The sequence below is a fragment of the Alkalimarinus alittae genome, assembly GCF_026016465.1.
Taxonomy (GTDB): domain Bacteria; phylum Pseudomonadota; class Gammaproteobacteria; order Pseudomonadales; family Oleiphilaceae; genus Alkalimarinus; species Alkalimarinus alittae.
In genome coordinates this window covers 1641404-1659268 of record NZ_CP100390.1, presented here as the reverse complement: position 1 = coordinate 1659268, position 17865 = coordinate 1641404, and the positions used below count along the sequence as shown (strand labels likewise).

Below are 17865 nucleotides of genomic sequence, written 5' to 3'. Positions count from 1 at the left end.
TTTTATTATGTGCTGATTATCTCAATCTAGAAGATCGCTAATATTAAGAATAGTTCATGCTTTGGAAATTGCTTATTGAAGTGAGATCTATTAGTGTAACGGCTATACAAATAACGATTTAATTCAGCGACTTTTACGCACTTGCTTAACGTTATCTGAACTTTTTTGACACCTTATTTACTATAATGACAACAGAATAAAGAGCTTCGTACAATGACGTCTCAAAGTACTGATCAAACTGAAAACATTGCGCCAATAGAAAGCGCCGTACCCTCTCAAAATGCATTTAAATCGCTTAAACAATATTTAACCCAGCAAATTATTGGCCAGGAGCACTTGGTAGACCGGTTATTAATCGCTTTATTAGCTGACGGTCACCTTTTAGTAGAAGGTGCGCCAGGGCTTGCAAAGACCAAAGCGATTAAAGAACTGTCTAAAATGCTCGAAGGTAATTTCCAACGAATTCAGTTTACACCTGATTTGCTACCATCTGATGTCACCGGCACTGAGATCTATCGTCCAGAAGATGGTCAGTTTCATTTCCAGAAAGGGCCTATTTTTCATAACTTGGTGTTAGCGGACGAAATAAACCGAGCGCCAGCAAAAGTACAATCAGCACTTCTTGAGGCAATGGCTGAACGACAAGTCAGTGTGGGCAAGCAAACCTTTATGCTTGATCGCCTATTCTTAGTGATGGCGACACAAAACCCAATTGAGCAAGAAGGGACATATCCTCTTCCAGAAGCTCAGCTCGACCGATTTTTAATGCATGTTAAAATTGACTACCCAGATGCCGAAGCAGAAAAATCTATTTTGCGGTTAGCTAGGCAAGAGTATAAAGAGCAAGACAACACGCCAATTGAGCTCGAAAAAATACAGCAAGCCAATATCTTTGAAGCACGCAATACCGTTAATCAACTGTATATGGCAGAAGCCGTTGAAGAATATATTGTGCAACTTATTATCGCGACCCGTGAGCCGGGGCGTTATGGAGATGATCTAAACCGTTGGATCGACTTCGGTGCAAGCCCACGAGGCACTATTTCATTAGATCGATGTGCTAAAGCGCATGCATGGTTACATGGCAAAGATTTTGTCAGCCCTGATGATGTTAGAGCCGTCATTCATGACACTCTTAGACATCGAATACTGATTACATTCGAGGCTGAAGCAGAAGGCATTACAACAGATAAGATAATCGATACGCTTGTTGAGCGTGTCCCTGTTGCCTAAAGCCATTAAAGGTCAACGACATGTTTCTGTTTAACCGCACGAATCAAACTACAGCCAACCGGTCAAATAGCAACAAGCAAAATCAGCCAAGCAAAACAGGGTCTGTGTACTGTGATGTTAAATCGCTGATGTTGCTTCGCTTTGAGGCTATGTCTCTTTCAATGCCGTCCGCAAGACGCGCAGTGAGGCAGCAAGCCGGTGCGCATCGCTCACCGTTTAGAGGGCGCGGCATGGAGTTTTCAGAAGTCCGACTGTATCAACCTGGCGATGATGTCAGAAGTATCGACTGGCGCGTGACTGCACGCAGGCAAAAACCGCATACCAAGCTTTTTCACGAAGAGCGCGAACGCCCTATCCTAATTATCTGTGATCAAAGTATTTCACAATTTTTTGGCAGCAAAACCACATTTAAATCTGTGCGCGCCGCTCAATCAGCCGCATTGCTTGCTTGGATGGCGATAGAAAAAGGCGACCGTGTTGGTGGCATTGTTTTTTCAGACAGCGGCCATCAAGAAATAAAACCAGCCAGAAGCCGAAAAGCGGTGATGCGATTTATTAATGTATTAGCCGACTTTAATCAAGCCTTATCCATTAAAAGCCCGAACTCGAATAACCAATCATTCACCCTTAATGATGCATTACTCGAAGCTCAACGAATTTCTAAGCCGGGAACACTGATATTTATACTCAGTGACTTTCTCGATTTTAATGCCGTGACAGAACAGCACATCCAAGTGCTCGCTAAACATAATGATGTGGCGGCTGTGCGTAACTATGATGAACTTGAAATGAAGCTACCTCCGCCGGGGACGTATTCAGTGAGTGACGGAAGTAACACCCGTACACTCGATACTCAGGCATGCTCATCTCAAGCGCTTTATGCAGAACATATTAAAGCATTCAATAAACATCTACGTGCCACAATGACGCGATTGGGTATCCCTTATATAGAGCAAGATACGGTAGAGCCAACGCGAGATACAGTGCAAAAACTAATGCAGTTCATCAACTAATATCGACTGCTCATTATGTTACTGAAATTATATATGGATAAATCGACATGACTCCTGAAGCGCTATTGAGTCAGCTAAAAGAAATACACGAACCTGCCGCCATTGGTCTTTGGCCGCCGGCACCTGGCTGGTGGATCCTCATCATTTCAACCTTATTTATCATCACATTAATGGCGTATTTAATCCGTTCATACGTTAAAAAGAATGCGTGGAAGAAAGACGCTAAGCAGGCAATCGCAGCGATTGGCCAACAGATTAATGAGCGCTCCCCTCAACAAACGCTTCACCTCATAAACCAATTAATTAAGCGCATCGCTATTCACCAGCTTAATGACCCATCAATAAAGGCATTAACGGGCAGTGCTTGGCACCAATTTTTAGTCTCATTTATAGAGGGCTCTCATCGCTTGAGTCAAGAGCAGCTAACACTGCTATCAGAAGGTCAATACAAACAAAACATGGGCGCTGATGATGAAATACAGACAGAAATCACCGTTCTCCTAACCGCACTACACAACTGGATAAAGGAGGCCTAATGTTAGAATTCGAATGGCCTTGGCTACTGTTACTACTGTTCGCACCATTATTAATTAAACCTCAAAAGATCGTCGTATCAAAGCCAACAAAAGCACTGCGCATTCCTTTTTTCAGTCAATTAGAAGCAGCTGGTTTAACCCGTGAAGGCTCCACTCAGCATAAAAAGTCGAAGTTATTACAGGCGCTTAAAGTCATTGCTTGGGTCTCTTTAGTAGTTGCGGTCAGTCGTCCTCAATATGTTGGCGAGCTTATCGAGGTCCCCATATCGGGTCGTGATTTAATGCTTGCGGTTGATATTTCCCCTAGCATGAAAGAAGAAGATATGATTCTTAGAGGCTATCAAGTGACGCGCTTAGATGTAGTAAAGTCTGTAGTCAGCGACTTTGTAGATCAACGTAAAGGCGACCGAGTGGGCTTGATTCTATTTGGTACACAACCCTACATTCAATCGCCGCTCTCGTTCGATACCGTTACCGTCAATACACTACTGCAAGAGGCATTTTTGGGCATGGCAGGACGGGCAACTGCGATAGGTGATGCGATTACCCTAGCCGTTAAACGGCTAAGAGACCGCCCACAAAATAGCCGAGTGCTTATTTTACTGACGGATGGCGCTAACACGGCGGGTGAAATTCAGCCTATTAAAGCGGCCCAGTTAGCAGCCAAAGAAAACATCAAAATATATACTATCGGTATAGGCGCAGAAGAAATGATTCAACGGGGTTTCTTAGGCTCCAGAACGGTTAACCCATCTAGAGACCTTGACGAAAAAACCCTTCAAGAAATTGCCGACACCACAGGTGGTCAATTTTTTAGAGCCCGAAATACAGCCGAACTTGAGTTAATCTACGAAGGCATCAACCGCTTAGAACCGATTGAGCAAGAAGTCAGAAGCTACCGCCCAACCCGATCATACTTTCACTGGCCGTTAGCAGTCTCATTTTTAGCATTATTAGGCATTATCTTAACTAAGTTAGTCGCGCCAAAACTACAAACGCTAACCCGCAAGACGGAGGGGTAACGTATGTCTTTTTTCGAACTCGCATCCCAGTTCCACTTTTTACGTCCGCTTTGGTTGCTCGCACTTATCATAGTGCCGATTGTGCTATGGCTATCCACAAAAGCTCAAACCTACAACGATTCTGACTGGAATAAAGCCATTCCGCCTGAGCTACTTCAACATTTAATGGTCGGCGAACAAACTTCATCCAGTAAAAGCACACAACACTGGAAATGGTTTGCAATCATCATCGCCATTATGATTCTAGCGCTTGCAGGTCCAACCTGGATTCAGAAACCTCAACCTTTACACCAACAAAGTGATAATCTCGCAGTGGTCTTAGATCTATCACTATCCATGCTGGCGTCCGACCAAAAACCAGACAGACTAACACGTGCCAAACACAAACTTCGCGATTTGCTGGAGCAACGAAAAGAAGGCAATACGGCGTTAATCGTTTACTCCGGTGATAGCTATGTTGTGACCCCGTTAACCGACGACACCAACACGCTTAAATCAATGCTGCCGCCACTAGACCCCTTTATTATGCCTGCTATGGGAAGCCGACCTGATCTAGCCATAAAACAAGCCATAAACGTCCTTAAAAACGGGGGCGGTACCGGTGGAAAGATACTCCTCATTACAGATGGCATCGAAGAAAACAACCTGCAACAAATTGAGAGCCTATTGAAAGAAACGCACTTCCCTCTTTCGGTTCTCGCAGTCGGAACCGAAGAAGGCGGACCGATTAACATCCCTGAACGTGGCTACTTAAAAGACAATGGAAGCGTCATCATCCCTAAAACTGACTTTAATCGACTCAATCAACTCGCCGCTAACCATTCAGGCATTATGGCACGAATCAGCTTTAGTGATAGTGATATCGAAGCATTAAAAGCCATCACCGATGCGGATTCAGATTCAATCAATACAAACGACAAAAATGACGATACACTCGATGAGAACAGTCTCTACGATCAATGGCATGATGCAGGCTACTTGTTTGCACTATTGCTTATTCCTATCGTTTTACTAGGGCACAGAAAAGGGGCTTTTTCATTAGTGCTACTACTGTCTTTCACGCTTCAACCCAACGATGTCATGGCGTTTGAGTGGAAAGACTTATGGAAGACACCTGACCAACAAGCCATGGAGATAGTTCACGAAGACCCGGCAAAAGCAGCCGAGCTATTTCAAGACCCTCAATGGAAAGGTATAGCCCAATATAAAGCTAAGCAATTTGAACAGGCCCAGCAGTCGTTTGAGACAGAATCGTCCACAACATCACTTTACAATCAGGCTACCGCTTTAGCTCGGCAGCAAAAATTTGAAGAGGCCGTCGCCGCTTATGATGAGGTTTTAAAACAAGACCCTAATTTTGACGATGCAGCCTCCAATAAAGCACTTATCGAAAAATTTCTTGAAGAGCAAGAACCAAAAGATCAGCAGTCATCAGAGCAATCAGAGCAATCAGAGCAAGGCGATTCTGACTCTAAAGACCAGCAGGAAAACCAAGATCAGCAGCAGAATCAAGGTCAGGATCAACAAGGCGAAAATAGCGAGCAACAAGACTCTCAAGATAGCGGTTCAGAAGGTGAGCCGCAGGATCAACAACAGAGTCAATCAGAGGGATCTGAAAACCAACCTTCAGACCAAGGTCAGCAAGGGCAAGACCCCGCTGATAAGCAATCTGAAGCGCAACAAGCTCAAGAAAAGTCAGAACAAGAAGCCGAAGAACAAAAACAAGCTCAACAAACCGATAAATCTGAACCATCTGAACAACAGTCAGCCGAAGAGCAGCAGGCTCAAGGCGCAGAACAAGATGAGTTAACCGATGAAGAGACTCAGGCGTTTGAGCAGTGGATGAGGCGCGTACCCGACGACCCCGGCGGGTTACTCAGACGTAAATTTTCTCAACAATACCAACAAAAACGAGGCCAGCAGAGTCAGCCAGAGGGACAGCCAATATGGTAAATTATACTATCCACGAGACATTAGCGAACGCCACTTTATCGCTTCTTAAGCGTTACCTTTCAGTGCTGGTATTGGTTATCTGCTCAACATTATCAACCCCGCTATTCGCAGCGGATGAAGATGAGCTATATGCCAGCGTTGACCGCACGCAAATATATCAAAATGAAACCATCGAGCTAACTATCATCGGCCAGTTAGAGCTTGAGCTGAATTTCAGCAACCTATTCAACCTACGAAATATGGAGCTACCCGCACCCGATATCGGCTCGCTCGAAAAAGACTTTGCTATTGTTGACCAGCAACAGAAATACAATATCCAGTCGATTAATGGCGACAATAAAGCCACCATTACTTGGGTCTACAGTTTAGCGCCCAAGCGAACGGGTGAACTGACCGTTCCCGCTATTAAGCACAATGAAAAAACCTCCAAACCGGTGATCATCAAAGTACTTGAAGGCAAGCCCAGCGTAGATGATGGCAGACCGCCTATGATCTTTATGGAGGCCGAAGTCGATAAACAAGAAGTTTATGTACAAGAACAAATCGTCTACACCTTAAGGCTGTATTATGCCGATAATCTAGCAGGAGGCGAGTTAAGCAGCCCAGAACTGAATAACGCGATTATCGAGCAAGTCGGTGACCAGAAAAAATACAACCGTATGCGCTACAACCAACGCTACGAAGTAATCGAACGAAAGTTTTTAATCTTTCCACAAAAAAGTGGCGAAATCACCATCGCCCCTCAAACATTCAACGGCACCATCATCGATACTCGCATGCGTAAGCGCCGTCATGTGAGAGACAACACCGAAGCAGTCACCGTTAATGTGCTTCCTCCCGCGTCAGAGTTTACAGGCCAGATATGGCTACCCGCCATCAGCCTAAATTTAAACGAAAAATGGGATAAGCCCCTTGAAAACATCTCAGTGGGTGACTCATTCACACGTACTATTTCAATACATGCACTCGGGCTACTAGGCTCAGCATTGCCACCTTTTAATCTGCCTGAAAACGGCGGTTTTAAACAATACCCCGATCAACCCAAAACCGAATCACTAGAACACCCAGCCGGCGTAGAATCGAGCAGAACGATTTCAATCGCAATGGTCGCAGTCAACGCCGGAACAATCACGCTGCCAGAAATAAAAATTCCTTGGTGGGATACCATCAACCAAGTAGAACGCATAGCGATTATCCCATCACGAGAACTAACCGTCGCGGCCAGCAGTCAAGGTGCGCAAACAGGCATGGATCAACATGATACAACCTATGCTGACTCTTCACCTGAAACTATAGCCAAAGAGCCTGAAGCATCATCTGATGGCGAATCAGTATCAAGCGACACAGGTTCAGATAACTCAGTGCTGTATATCGTTATCATCCTACTGCTCATAGCTGGCTGGGGAGCCACCACAGTCATTCTGCTAAAGAGAAAGACAGCAGATAATAACCCACAAGAAAAAGGTTCAACAACAGCCCCCGAGTCAAACGAAGAAACCGCGTTTAACGCCTTATCTGAAAGCATACGCCAGAAATCCCCCTCTATGATGGGCGATCTCGTGCAATGGGCAAAACTAAAATGGCCAACCGCCACCATAAACAGCGTTGCCGACATTGATCGATTATTAGATGATGAAGCGTTCTCTGTGTTGATTTCAAGAGCAGAAACCGACCACTACGCCTCCCCTGCCTCTAAGCAAAAAGGGACAGCCGAATGGGATAATAATGCGTTAATAAAGCGCTTGGCTAAGATAAGAAAGAAGAGTGAAGGTCAGACAAAGAAAGAATTACCGGGGTTTTACCCATAGATAGTGTAATTAAAGTGCAGACACAAAAAATGCGATCAAATTAGATCGCATTTTTATTGAAGCGAGATTATTTCGTATTTATACGTTAATCACTTCTATCAATACAGTCTTAATAATAAAACCCATTACACCCAAGCCTAACGCACCAAACAACGCGATTGTGCCGATTTTTCCAGCTTCAGAACGCTTAGCAAGATCCCAAACAATATAGCCCATATAACAAACCAGTGCGGTTATTAAAACCGTTAAAGAAATGGACTCAAATTGTGCTATAGACATAAAGCTCTCCCGTTGTCGTGCGACTAAAGTATAATACCTAACTTAATTTGTCGGGTATTATAGGGAACGAGCTTAATAAGTAAACTTAATTCACAAGATTTGACCTATATCAAAGCAATAAAAAGCCGAATCAGTGACATCAAACCCCATAAGGGCAGCCTTTGATTGCTTTGATAACTGAGGTTAATGAACGCCTTTTAATAGACCGGATACACTCAGGTCTTCATCAATATCTGGCCAATAAATACCCTCACCATCACCAAGAATTTCCCAGTTATCTCTTTGAGACTGGGAAGCCTCGAGTAATGTAGGGAACCACGAAATAGGTACAGTAATAGTGCGTCCATCTAGTAATTCAACACTTAAAATATCTTCAGTGCAGTTTACATTGCAAGCTAATGGGTGGAGTTCAACTGCTAAAGTAGCCATTCCAAGCCTCCAAGAAAGTTTTTCGGTTTTAAGACACGAGAATTTGTAGTTTGCGAAGTTCTTTGGGAGAAAATCGAGTTGAACTAGCAAGTGCAACAGGTTTCAACCAAAATTTTGCAAGCATTCTCTCACGCTGTATATGTATGTGTGCTGGCTCGCCGTCTTCGTTGCTATAAAAAAAGAAACGGTAGGGGCCAATTCTTAAAATAGTAGGCATTATGTGAGCTTACTTAATTTGTAATGCCTGCACAACTTGAAGCAATTAACAACGCGCTATATAAACCTAGTTTTATTCAAGTAACATTATGCCCCATTTCGCTCTTGTAGCCTTAATGAAGCGCAGAGGCTGTGGAAGTATTCTTTAACATCGCTTCGCGGCTAAGAGCCGCTCCTACAAATGCTCAATAAACATACGAAATCTCGTGTAGGAGCGGCACTTTGGCGCGAAAAAGGTCTAATTTAGTACGCGTTTTTGCGTTATAGAATTCAGAGGTGAATACTTTCACAGCCTCGCAGCGGAATCAGGGTTTAGGTTCTGCATTCCACAATGACCATTCCTTGATTCCAGTCGTGCTTCCTTTCATCACGGCTACAAAACCTCGATGCAGCTCTGACTTACACCCAAACGCCATTGCGCCCTTGTAGCCTTGATGCAGCGAAGCGGAATCAGGGTTTTTGTTAGGCTCCCTCAATATTCCGAGTAAACACCCAGTCATCACCTTTTGTCATTTCAGGGTTAAAGCTATAACCTTCGTAATCAAACTCTTTGATACCTTCTACATCGGTAATTTTGTTTTTAATAATATAGGCAGACATCAACCCCCTTGCCTTTTTGGCATAGAAACTAATGATTTTATATTGCCCATTTTTCATATCTTTAAATACCGGTGTAATCATTCGAGCATTCAGCGATTTTACCTTTACCGATTTAAAATATTCATTTGAGGCCAGGTTAACCAATACATTGTCATCCGCTTCTAGCTCTTGGTTCAGGCTGTCTGTTAACGTGGAACCCCAAAAATGGTAAAGGTTTGCACCGCGCGCATTATTAAACTTGGTTCCCATTTCCAACCGATACGGTTGAATCAGATCTAGCGGTTTTAATACCCCATATAACCCTGAAAGAATACGAAGGTGCGTCTGTGCAAACTCAAAATCACTTTCAGAAAAAGTTTCTGCGTCCAACCCCGTATACACATCCCCTTTAAACGCTAATACCGCTTGTTTAGCATTGTCTGGTGTAAACGGAATTTGCCAGCTTTGAAAGCGGTCTGCATTGAGCTCTCCTAACTTAGGACTGATACTCATTAAGGTAGAAATATCGTGGGGTTCCAGTAACTTCAACTGCTCAACCAATTCACAAGAGTCATCTAAGAACCTTGGGATTGAGTAAGTGTCCGTAACGGGTGGAGTTTCAAAATCAAGTGTTTTGGCAGGTGATATGACGATAATCATGACGGCTCTAATTCAAGGTTCAAGGTTCAAGGTTCAAGGTTCAAGGTTCAAGGTTCAAGCAATAAAAGAACATCGTTTGGTTCAAATGGCCAGCCGATTTCTTTTCCGTTTTGGGGGTTCTTTAATACAGGTATTCTCACACCATATTGTTCCAACAAAATGTCATCGTTGGCAATATCAATTTCATCAAGCATACAGCACTCGCCTTGCAAGGCAACCTGCAAGACCTCGACCGCCTGTTCGCAGAGGTGGCAACCGGTTGTGCTGTATAGAATAAGTTCGATCAATGAACACCTCTAGTGTAAATGTGTATATAGGCAACCTCAAACACTCTTCCTTGATTCCAGTCGTGCCTCCTTTCATCACGGCTACAAAAACTTCATTGCCTCACCCTTGTAGCCTTGATGCAGCGAAGCGGAATCAGGGGTTTGGGTTACCTTCAATATCCTGAGTTTATCGTAATCACTAAAAAGATTCCAAATCAGTCTTGGCACTCCAATTAACATCCTTCATAATCGATTACCTTTTCAGTCTATACGTTTCAGCCGATTTTTATCAACAAACGTTTTTTTACAATCATTTTTCTACAAAAACTGGATATAAAAACAAACTATGTGGTTTAAAAATATTATTGCTTACCGCTTCACCAAGCCATTTACACTGTCTGAAGAAGCACTCGAACAAAAACTTGAAGAAAGCCCTTTTACCCCTTGCGGCCCTACTGAAGTAAACAGACAAGGTTGGGTTTCGCCTTTAGGTCGCCATGGCCAGCAATTAGTACATGTTACCAATGGCCACTGGATGATCTGTTTAAAGCGTGAAGATCGTTTAGTGCCTTCAACAGTGGTTAAAGAGGCGGTAGCCGAAAAAGTCGCTGAGATTGAAGAAACGCAGATGCGTAAAGTCACCAAAAAAGAAAAAGATGAGCTTAAAGAGCAAATCACACACGAACTTCTTCCAAGAGCCTTTACCCGCTCTAAGCACACCTACGCTTACCTTTCGCCAAAAGATGGTTTTTTAATTGTAAATGCATCTTCTGCAAAAGCTGCTGACGATATTACCAGTTATTTACGTAAGACAATCGGCTCACTGCCTATTCGTATTCCTGCGGTTAATCAAGCCCCTGCGGCGGTTATGACTAGCTGGCTAACAAAAGATGCGCTCATGCCAACAGGTTTTGAAGCCGAACCAGAATGCGAACTACGCGACCCTGGTGAAGAAGGTGGCGTGGTTAGATGTAAGGGCGTAGAGCTCGATGGCGAAGAAATTAGCACTCACCTAGATGCAGGGAAACAAGCTGTCAAACTGGCCATGACATGGGAACAAAACATCTCGTTTGTCATGAATGAAGATTTATCTATCAAACGTCTAAAGTTTGGTGATGTTATGCAAGAGCAGCTAGACGATTCAGGCGCAGAAGATGCCGCCAGTAAATTTGACGCCAGTTTTGCCATCATGTCGATGGAGTTTGCTAAATTACTACCAGCGGTATTAGACGCGTTTGGTGGTGAAGACAAATCTGCGATTATTGAAGAGTAAAACAGAATAGATAAGGGGCAAGGGACAAGTGGTAAGAAGATTCCACGACCCAACTTGTCCCTTTCAACTTGCCCCTTCCTTTTCCCTATTTCAATTGCTCTTTTTGCCATTCATCCTTTGGTACATTTAACGGTAATCTTAGCGCCATCACTTCTTCTTCTGGGTCCCATTTAGATTCAAAACCCAGTTTTTCGGCGAGCCTTAGCATCGGTTTGTTATCCGGCAAAACTGAGCCTATCATTTCGACGGTGCCTCTCGACTTACAATATTCGATCATTTTGGTCATTAGTGTGAACCCTAATCGCTCACCTTTGAGTTCATCACTCACGATGACCGCGAATTCACATTGCAGGTTATCAGAGTCAGTCCAGACTCTTACCGTACCTAATGTTTCGTTGCCTGAGCCATCGTCCTTAGCAACAGTTGCGACAAACACCATCTCTCGATCGTAGTCGATTTGAACCATCTGGGCGAGTTCTTCGTGACTAAAGGATTTTCGGTAATGGAAGAACCGAAACCGTATCGATTCAGGCGACTGTTTTAGGTGAAAATCAATATGCGCGGGTTCATCTTCAGCAATAATTGGGCGCACTTGCACGCGTCGTTTTGATAAAGGTAATGTAATCCACTCAGCGAGCTCTGCAGGGTATGGCTGAATTGAAAGTTTGGCTGGTAAACCTAAATCTATCGCGATATCCACCGCGACTACACCGTCTTTATTAAACAATAGCGGTAATATTTCTAACCCTTTAATCTCGGGTATATCCACAACAATTTGAGATAATGTGATTAATGTTTCACAAACGGCTTGAATATCTTGAGCGGGTCGATAGCTGTATTCTTTTAAAAGCTGATACATGTAGGTTTGACTGAGCAAGTCTTTTGCTAACACCATGTTTAAAGGCGGCAATGCGACCCGTCTGTCAGTCATAACATTGACACTCGCACCCGCAGCACCACACACAACTAATGGCCCAAAATTGGGGTCTCGCGTAATGCCCAGACTAAACCCTAGACCACCAATATGTTGATGAGAACAGTGCACTGAATAACCTAAAAACCCACTGTTAGGAAAGTGCTCTTTATATTGCTCAAATAGCTCACCACAAGAGCTAATAATGGCGTGTTCTTCGTTCAATCGACGAATAGTTGTTTTATAACGGCCTCTGCCCGTCTTTTCTTCTAAAAACGGATGGCTGCTCTTTTCATGTAGTAAGGTAATGTTAATGGGGCCGCCTACCTTTTTGAAAACATCAACAACCTCTTCTACATCATCACAATACCAAGTCTCGACAGTGGGCACCCCATAGTCGGTGATCAACTGTCTCGCTTCTCCGTTAGAGAGATGATTGCGACCACTTTGTAATGCGTTGTGTACAATTTTTTTCGCGCTTACACGGTTGGGCGCATACTCAATATACGTAGATGGCGTTTCTCTAAGCAGCCGTTGACTACGCTGGTGATTAACCAAATGCATAAACGCTTTAATCGCTTTCTCGGGCGAAAAGAAAGTTGGGATACCCGCTTCAAAAAACGCCTCTCTGGCATCTAAAACCGTGCTCTGTCCCAGCCAACAAGTAAATATATTAAGACGCGCTCGCTTAGCTTTAGTAATAACTGAATCGGCGATTTGTAAACTATCTTCGGTTAATGAAGGCGCATACATGACCAATACATTCGATACGCCCTTATCTTTAGCGAGAATATCCATGACGGCAGCATAGGTTTCAGGGGATGCATCATAATTAAGGTCAATTGGGTTTTTTCGTGTCCAATAAGGAGGCATCAATTCTGCAATAGCGTCGATGGTTTGTTCTGATAACTCTGCTAACTCACCACCCAAATTCGCAAGTCTATCTACTGCCAGTACATTGGGACCAAGACCATTACTCATGATTACTAAGGTGTCTTTTTTTACCGGTTTCATTCTTGTTAGGGTTTCAAGTGCATCAAACATTTCATCGGCACCGTTAACCCGTAACATCCCAGCACGCCTAAAGAGTGCATCAAATACAGCATCGCCATTAGTAATACCATCAGCTAGAGGTACAGGCTCCCACTGAGACTCAGGCACTCGACCACTCTTAATGCCGATCACAAGCTTACCTCTTGATGCCGCTCGTACCGCTGATATAAATCTGGCAGGGCTGCGTATCATTTCTATATGCAGCAATATAGCCTTGGTGTGTCGATCTTGTGCGAGATAATCCATTAAATCATCTGGCTCAATATCCATGCTATCGCCAAGGGTTAAAAAATGTGAAAAGCCTACCCCTCGGCTAAACGCCCAATCCACCACGGCACTGGCAATGGTGCCAGACTGCCCTATAAAGGCTATTTTGCCTGGTAACGCCCCCATGTGGAGATAGGTTGCATTCACCTTGTTTCTTGGTGCCATAATACCAATCGTATTCGGGCCTAAAATCCGAATACCTGATTTTTTTGCCGCGTCGCGAACAGAATACATCAACGGCCGGCCACTTTTACTGTGCGTTCTCGACAAGCCGCCAGTCAAAATCATCGCCGTTTTAACCCCCATTTGGCCTAACTTTTTAATATCACGAGGAACGGATTCTGGCGGTGTGCAAACGATGGCTAAGTCTGGTGTGAACGGCATTTTCGTGACTTTTTTAACGCAAGGAATACCATGTACATTATCGTATTCATTAGGATTCACAACCAACAATTGACCAGGGTACTCAGATGAAAGCAGGTTTCTTAATACGATCCCACCTAAGTTAAGGGAGCGCTCCGAAGCCCCCAAAATAACAATAGATTTGGGATTAAATAAAGCATCAAGATGTCGGGTACTCACATTCGTCTCCTAGACAAAGGTCGAAATCACTATCACTGTGGTGTGGTATAGAATATAGTCCACTATAGCGCGCAACTCTTTCTATTTAGTTGATTTTGGTCACCATAGAAGAGCCTGTTTCAATTTCTGACCTAGATCAGATCAGACTCAGTAACTATAATACTAGTCGATGTGATCATATCTATTAATGACAGTGTTAGTTAAACTGACTCCATCGACTAAAAAACAATAATCTAGCCTAATAATAACGTTGTCTCCATTATGAAAACCGCTTATATAAGTCATCATGACTGCACGTTGCACAATATGGGGCCCGAACACCCAGAAAGCCCTCTTAGGCTGATGGCAATTTTAGATCAATTGCAAGACACCCGCCTAAATCAAGAGCTCGACTTTATGCGCGCAGAACTTGTTAAACCTGATCATGTCAGGCGCGTTCATCCTGCGACTTACGTTGAGCAACTCGATCTTATACAGCCTAAAAAAGGCCGTATATATGCAGATGAAGACACTATCATGATGCCCGACACTATGCGAGCAGCCAAGTTAGCCGCAGGCGCAGGCATACAGGCAGTTGATGCGGTAATGTCTGGGCAAAATAAAAATGCATTCTGTGCCACTCGCCCACCAGGGCATCACGCTCAACGTAATAAAACCATGGGGTTTTGTTTTTACAACAACATCGCTGTTGCGGCAATGCACGCCATTGATTTTCATGGTCTTGACCGAGTCGCGATTATTGATTTTGATGTACACCAATGCAACGGCACCGTCGATATATTTCAAGACGACCCTAGGGTGTTAGTCTGTTCAAGTTTTCAGCATCCTTACTACCCCAATAGTCATTATGCTATCGATAAGCCCAATATCATCAATTTGCCACTAGAAGCCCACACACAAGGAATAACCTTCCGCCATAAAACTGAAGCGGCTTGGCTAAAGCAACTTCAAAATCACAAGCCTCAATTAATTTTAATTTCAGCAGGGTTTGACGCTCACATAAATGACCCCATGGCCGATCTGGAGTTAGATAAAACAGATTACCGGTGGATTACAAAATTAATAATGGATGTAGCGAGGGTCTATAGTAACGACAGAATAGTCTCGATTTTAGAAGGGGGATATAACTTAAAAGCATTAGCCGAAAGTGTTGAGCAGCATTTAGAGGCTTTGGCGGGCGTATAAAAAAAGGGGCTTTCGCCCCCTTTAAATAGGTGAATGCATTGAATTAAACGATACCCTGCTCTAGTGCTTCTTCTCGAATACCATCCCAACCTTCTTTAACTTTACGTAAGTGACCCGCAACTTCTTCAAGCATTCCGATATCATTTTTAACATTAGCTTCAAATAATCGCTGCTCAATGTACACATACAAGTCAGATAAATTAGACGCGAGACCCTGACCTTCTTCTATGTTAAGAAAACTACGCAAGCCAGAAACAATTTCAATTGACTTATTGATCAACCGATTCTTGCCTTCAAAATCATTTGCCTGAATACGAGCTTTAGCCATATTAATACGCTCTAACGCGCCTTCAAACAATAACTGGATCAACCGATGTCGATCAACATCAACCACGCTCGTCTGTGTATTTACTGCTTGGTACTGGTGTAATGCATTCATAATTCACCTGATTATTAATGACTAAAAACTAATTCTATTATTGCTCAAGTTTAACGTTAGTAATATTTAATACTAATCGTCTTTAGAGCCTGTTAACGCAGCCAATTGGCTTTTTAGAAAATCCTGCGTGTTATTCAGTTGAGAAACCAAAATATCGGCAGCCGTAAACTGTGTAGCCAGTCTCGACCTCAAATTCTCAACTCTCAAATCAAGCTGAATTCTGCCTTTGGCTATTTCAGCTAACTGATCTTTTAAGCCTGATTCTTTAGCACCAATAATGCCTTCAAACTCCAGAAAGCTATTCAACTTATCAACTAGCTGATCACCTATACCTTCTATAAAGGTTACCGACCCCCGACTGCCAATAGTTGAGCCTTCTACTTTAACCGTTAAGCCTTCACTTTCATCATCAGCAGCGCCTTTAAGCAGCTGACCTTTACCTGTAGCAGCTTCACCGTTGATCGTCCCCTCTACATCAAGACCATCAACACCGGCGATCGCATCAATACCCAACGACGCCAAGGTATTCATATCGACTGAAGTAAATGACACGGTTGAGTCACTACCAAATGTACTTGAGGTAAACTGTAATTGACCACTACCATCTAGTGAGACAGATATAGCCGCCCCTGCACCACTTAAATTGGCATCAGCATCGAGCTGTTTTTGAAATTCAGTGACTAGCTGAGCTTCAGAATAAGTGCCTGCTGTTAGAGTGATTTCTGCGCTTTCGGTTCCATTAACACTAATTTTAAACGTATCGTTATTTGCATCAATGACCGTTGAAGCGCCAATAGCTGCAGTGCCCGTAAAATTACCGTTAGTCGCTGCTTGCGTAATATTAACATCATAGGTACCCGGCACCGTTTTTCCGCTTTTAGATACAAACGAAACCTGTGCATCAGACGCATGGCCCTGTTCAGCAAATAGCGCAATAACATCGTCTGGTGATTCAGTTAATGCTTTGGTAAACATATCATCATCAACCGTCAGCATACCTGTTTGTCTGTCAGTCGAAATACCAACTTCAGCCAAACTTCGAACGGCTGAACCGTCTAAACCGGGTACTACCTGTGAAAGCACGCCTCTAAGCTGAGCATTAATAGAGCGTACCGTTGAATCACCCAGTAACACGCCTGTTTCTTCAGAACTGTTTGGGTCGAACGCGGTCACTTCGTTGAGAATTGTTTTGACTTCATTAAACGCATCTACAAAGGTTTGAATTCGTTCTAGCACTTTTTCAGTGTCTTGTGTAATGGCTATCGTAGCGGGAGATCCATTGGTTTTACCGGCTAGCGTGAACGTCACACCATCAATTGCATCTGAGACTGTGTTGGATTGCCGTGAAATCGGAATACCATTTATCGAGAAAAGTGCGTCTTTTGCTATGACAGACTCAGTGAGATGGTTGTTTGCGCCATCAAATGAAAGCTGAGAAAGACCTAACGCATCGATACTATTACCATCGCCGGTATCATTAACACTAATCTCTATCGCGTTTTCTGTACCTGAATTCTGTGCCGCAAAAACCAATACAAAACCAGAACCGGTATCAATCACACTTGCATTTAACGCTAAATCTTCTTCAGCGTTTACCGCATTAGCAATACCTTCTAGTGTGTTGTTGCTACCATCAATCGTGATCTCTTTAGTAACGCCACCTACTGTAATACTCAGTGAGCCCGTACCAAGCGACGTAATATTTTTATCTGCTAATGCAGCAGTACTTAACGAGTGTGCTTGAGCAAGATCTGTTACTTCAAGCGAATATTGACCTACAGCCGCACCTTCAGCCGCAGTCGCGCTTACATTACTCGAAGAAGATTCCGCATTTAAAGACTGAAGCGCATTGGGGTTACTAAGAACACGCGTGGGAAGTCGAAGATCGGTCAGCGCACTTCTAATACGACCAACAGCCGACAGCTCTGCTTGCACCTGCTCTTCTTTACGGTCAAAGCGAAGCTCAGTGGGCGCTCGCTCTGCACTGGCTAACTGATCGATCAGATCACTGGTAAGAACACCAGAGCCGATACCTATTGATGAAACTGACATATTGATTGCCCCCACTAAACAGTTATGTAAGCCAGTTGTTTATTTAACTCTGTTAAGTACCATCGTTAAAGTAAAGCGTGTCACTGACTTACTAACTGTATCGGCAA

At 43.5% G+C, this 17865-nt stretch carries 16 protein-coding genes; 8 read left to right on the top strand and 8 right to left on the bottom strand.

The annotated features are described in order from the left end of the window. Positions 1–213: 213 nt before the first annotated feature. From NKI27_RS07520 to NKI27_RS07495, 6 genes are read left to right on the top strand one after another with little or no spacing between them, the layout of a single operon-like run. Positions 214–1233, top strand: a complete 1020-nt coding sequence (locus NKI27_RS07520) for an AAA family ATPase (protein ID WP_265049055.1) — start codon at positions 214–216, stop codon at positions 1231–1233. Positions 1234–1253: 20 nt separating this feature from the next. Continuing rightward, entirely contained in the window at positions 1254–2246 is a 993-nt protein-coding gene (locus NKI27_RS07515; protein WP_265049054.1) for a DUF58 domain-containing protein, read from the top strand. A gap of 47 nt (positions 2247–2293) precedes the next feature. Further along, positions 2294–2782 (top strand): DUF4381 domain-containing protein, encoded by a 489-nt coding sequence (locus NKI27_RS07510; protein ID WP_265049053.1) that lies wholly within the window; start codon positions 2294–2296, stop codon positions 2780–2782. Then, positions 2782–3804 (top strand): vWA domain-containing protein, encoded by a 1023-nt coding sequence (locus NKI27_RS07505; RefSeq protein WP_265049052.1) that lies wholly within the window; start codon positions 2782–2784, stop codon positions 3802–3804. Before NKI27_RS07510 ends, NKI27_RS07505 begins: the two co-directional genes overlap by 1 nt. A 3-nt stretch (positions 3805–3807) precedes the next feature. After that, complete coding sequence (locus NKI27_RS07500) at positions 3808–5757, top strand: VWA domain-containing protein (protein WP_265049051.1); 1950 nt, start codon at positions 3808–3810, stop codon at positions 5755–5757. After that, on the top strand, positions 5751–7565 hold the full coding sequence (locus tag NKI27_RS07495) for a BatD family protein (protein WP_265049050.1): 1815 nt from the start codon (positions 5751–5753) through the stop codon (positions 7563–7565). The genes NKI27_RS07500 and NKI27_RS07495 overlap by 7 nt, the downstream gene beginning before the upstream one ends. A 78-nt stretch (positions 7566–7643) precedes the next feature. Here NKI27_RS07495 and NKI27_RS07490 read toward each other — a convergent pair whose 3' ends face one another. The 5 genes from NKI27_RS07490 to NKI27_RS07470 form a co-directional block, all read right to left on the bottom strand. Continuing rightward, the gene (locus NKI27_RS07490; RefSeq protein WP_265049049.1) at positions 7644–7844 is read right to left on the bottom strand and encodes a DUF2788 domain-containing protein; all 201 of its coding nucleotides are present in this window, start codon (positions 7842–7844) and stop codon (positions 7644–7646) included. 183 nt (positions 7845–8027) lie between these two features. Continuing rightward, complete coding sequence (locus tag NKI27_RS07485; protein WP_265049048.1) at positions 8028–8273, bottom strand: DUF2442 domain-containing protein; 246 nt, start codon at positions 8271–8273, stop codon at positions 8028–8030. A gap of 28 nt (positions 8274–8301) precedes the next feature. Continuing rightward, positions 8302–8490: a DUF4160 domain-containing protein gene (locus NKI27_RS07480; protein WP_265049047.1), complete on the bottom strand. Its 189-nt coding sequence runs from the start codon at positions 8488–8490 to the stop codon at positions 8302–8304. A 461-nt stretch (positions 8491–8951) separates the two neighbouring features. Continuing rightward, on the bottom strand, positions 8952–9728 hold the full coding sequence (gene yaaA / locus NKI27_RS07475; RefSeq protein WP_265049046.1) for a peroxide stress protein YaaA: 777 nt from the start codon (positions 9726–9728) through the stop codon (positions 8952–8954). Between the two features lie 47 nt (positions 9729–9775). Beyond that, complete coding sequence (locus tag NKI27_RS07470; protein WP_265049045.1) at positions 9776–10015, bottom strand: glutaredoxin family protein; 240 nt, start codon at positions 10013–10015, stop codon at positions 9776–9778. A gap of 325 nt (positions 10016–10340) precedes the next feature. On the opposite strand from NKI27_RS07470, the gene rdgC reads away from it, so the two are divergent. Further along, complete coding sequence (gene rdgC / locus NKI27_RS07465) at positions 10341–11267, top strand: recombination-associated protein RdgC (protein WP_265049044.1); 927 nt, start codon at positions 10341–10343, stop codon at positions 11265–11267. 85 nt (positions 11268–11352) lie between these two features. On the opposite strand, the gene NKI27_RS07460 is transcribed toward rdgC, so the two are convergent. Then, positions 11353–14082 carry a bifunctional acetate--CoA ligase family protein/GNAT family N-acetyltransferase gene (locus tag NKI27_RS07460; protein ID WP_265049043.1) on the bottom strand — a complete coding sequence of 910 codons (2730 nt, stop codon included), beginning with the start codon at positions 14080–14082 and terminating at the stop codon, positions 11353–11355. 261 nt (positions 14083–14343) lie between these two features. On the opposite strand from NKI27_RS07460, the gene NKI27_RS07455 reads away from it, so the two are divergent. Beyond that, positions 14344–15267 (top strand): histone deacetylase family protein, encoded by a 924-nt coding sequence (locus tag NKI27_RS07455; RefSeq protein WP_265049042.1) that lies wholly within the window; start codon positions 14344–14346, stop codon positions 15265–15267. Between the two features lie 43 nt (positions 15268–15310). Here NKI27_RS07455 and fliS read toward each other — a convergent pair whose 3' ends face one another. Further along, positions 15311–15706, bottom strand: a complete 396-nt coding sequence (gene fliS, locus NKI27_RS07450; protein ID WP_265049041.1) for a flagellar export chaperone FliS — start codon at positions 15704–15706, stop codon at positions 15311–15313. Between the two features lie 72 nt (positions 15707–15778). After that, positions 15779–17758, bottom strand: coding sequence for a flagellar filament capping protein FliD (gene fliD / locus NKI27_RS07445; protein WP_265049040.1), 1980 nt, complete (start codon positions 17756–17758; stop codon positions 15779–15781). Between the last annotated feature and the right edge of the window lie 107 nt (positions 17759–17865).

Excerpts from the sequence above, each read along its gene's own strand:
- NKI27_RS07520 (WP_265049055.1), top strand. The coding sequence starts at position 214 with ATGACGTCTCAAAGTACTGATCAAACTGAAAACATTGCGCCAATAGAA.
- NKI27_RS07515 (WP_265049054.1), top strand. The coding sequence starts at position 1,254 with ATGTTTCTGTTTAACCGCACGAATCAAACTACAGCCAACCGGTCAAAT.
- NKI27_RS07510 (WP_265049053.1), top strand. The coding sequence starts at position 2,294 with ATGACTCCTGAAGCGCTATTGAGTCAGCTAAAAGAAATACACGAACCT.
- NKI27_RS07505 (WP_265049052.1), top strand. The coding sequence starts at position 2,782 with ATGTTAGAATTCGAATGGCCTTGGCTACTGTTACTACTGTTCGCACCA.
- NKI27_RS07500 (WP_265049051.1), top strand. The coding sequence starts at position 3,808 with ATGTCTTTTTTCGAACTCGCATCCCAGTTCCACTTTTTACGTCCGCTT.
- NKI27_RS07495 (WP_265049050.1), top strand. The coding sequence starts at position 5,751 with ATGGTAAATTATACTATCCACGAGACATTAGCGAACGCCACTTTATCG.
- NKI27_RS07490 (WP_265049049.1), bottom strand. The coding sequence starts at position 7,844 with ATGTCTATAGCACAATTTGAGTCCATTTCTTTAACGGTTTTAATAACC.
- NKI27_RS07485 (WP_265049048.1), bottom strand. The coding sequence starts at position 8,273 with ATGGCTACTTTAGCAGTTGAACTCCACCCATTAGCTTGCAATGTAAAC.
- NKI27_RS07480 (WP_265049047.1), bottom strand. The coding sequence starts at position 8,490 with ATGCCTACTATTTTAAGAATTGGCCCCTACCGTTTCTTTTTTTATAGC.
- yaaA (WP_265049046.1), bottom strand. The coding sequence starts at position 9,728 with ATGATTATCGTCATATCACCTGCCAAAACACTTGATTTTGAAACTCCA.
- rdgC (WP_265049044.1), top strand. The coding sequence starts at position 10,341 with ATGTGGTTTAAAAATATTATTGCTTACCGCTTCACCAAGCCATTTACA.
- NKI27_RS07455 (WP_265049042.1), top strand. The coding sequence starts at position 14,344 with ATGAAAACCGCTTATATAAGTCATCATGACTGCACGTTGCACAATATG.
- fliS (WP_265049041.1), bottom strand. The coding sequence starts at position 15,706 with ATGAATGCATTACACCAGTACCAAGCAGTAAATACACAGACGAGCGTG.
- fliD (WP_265049040.1), bottom strand. The coding sequence starts at position 17,758 with ATGTCAGTTTCATCAATAGGTATCGGCTCTGGTGTTCTTACCAGTGAT.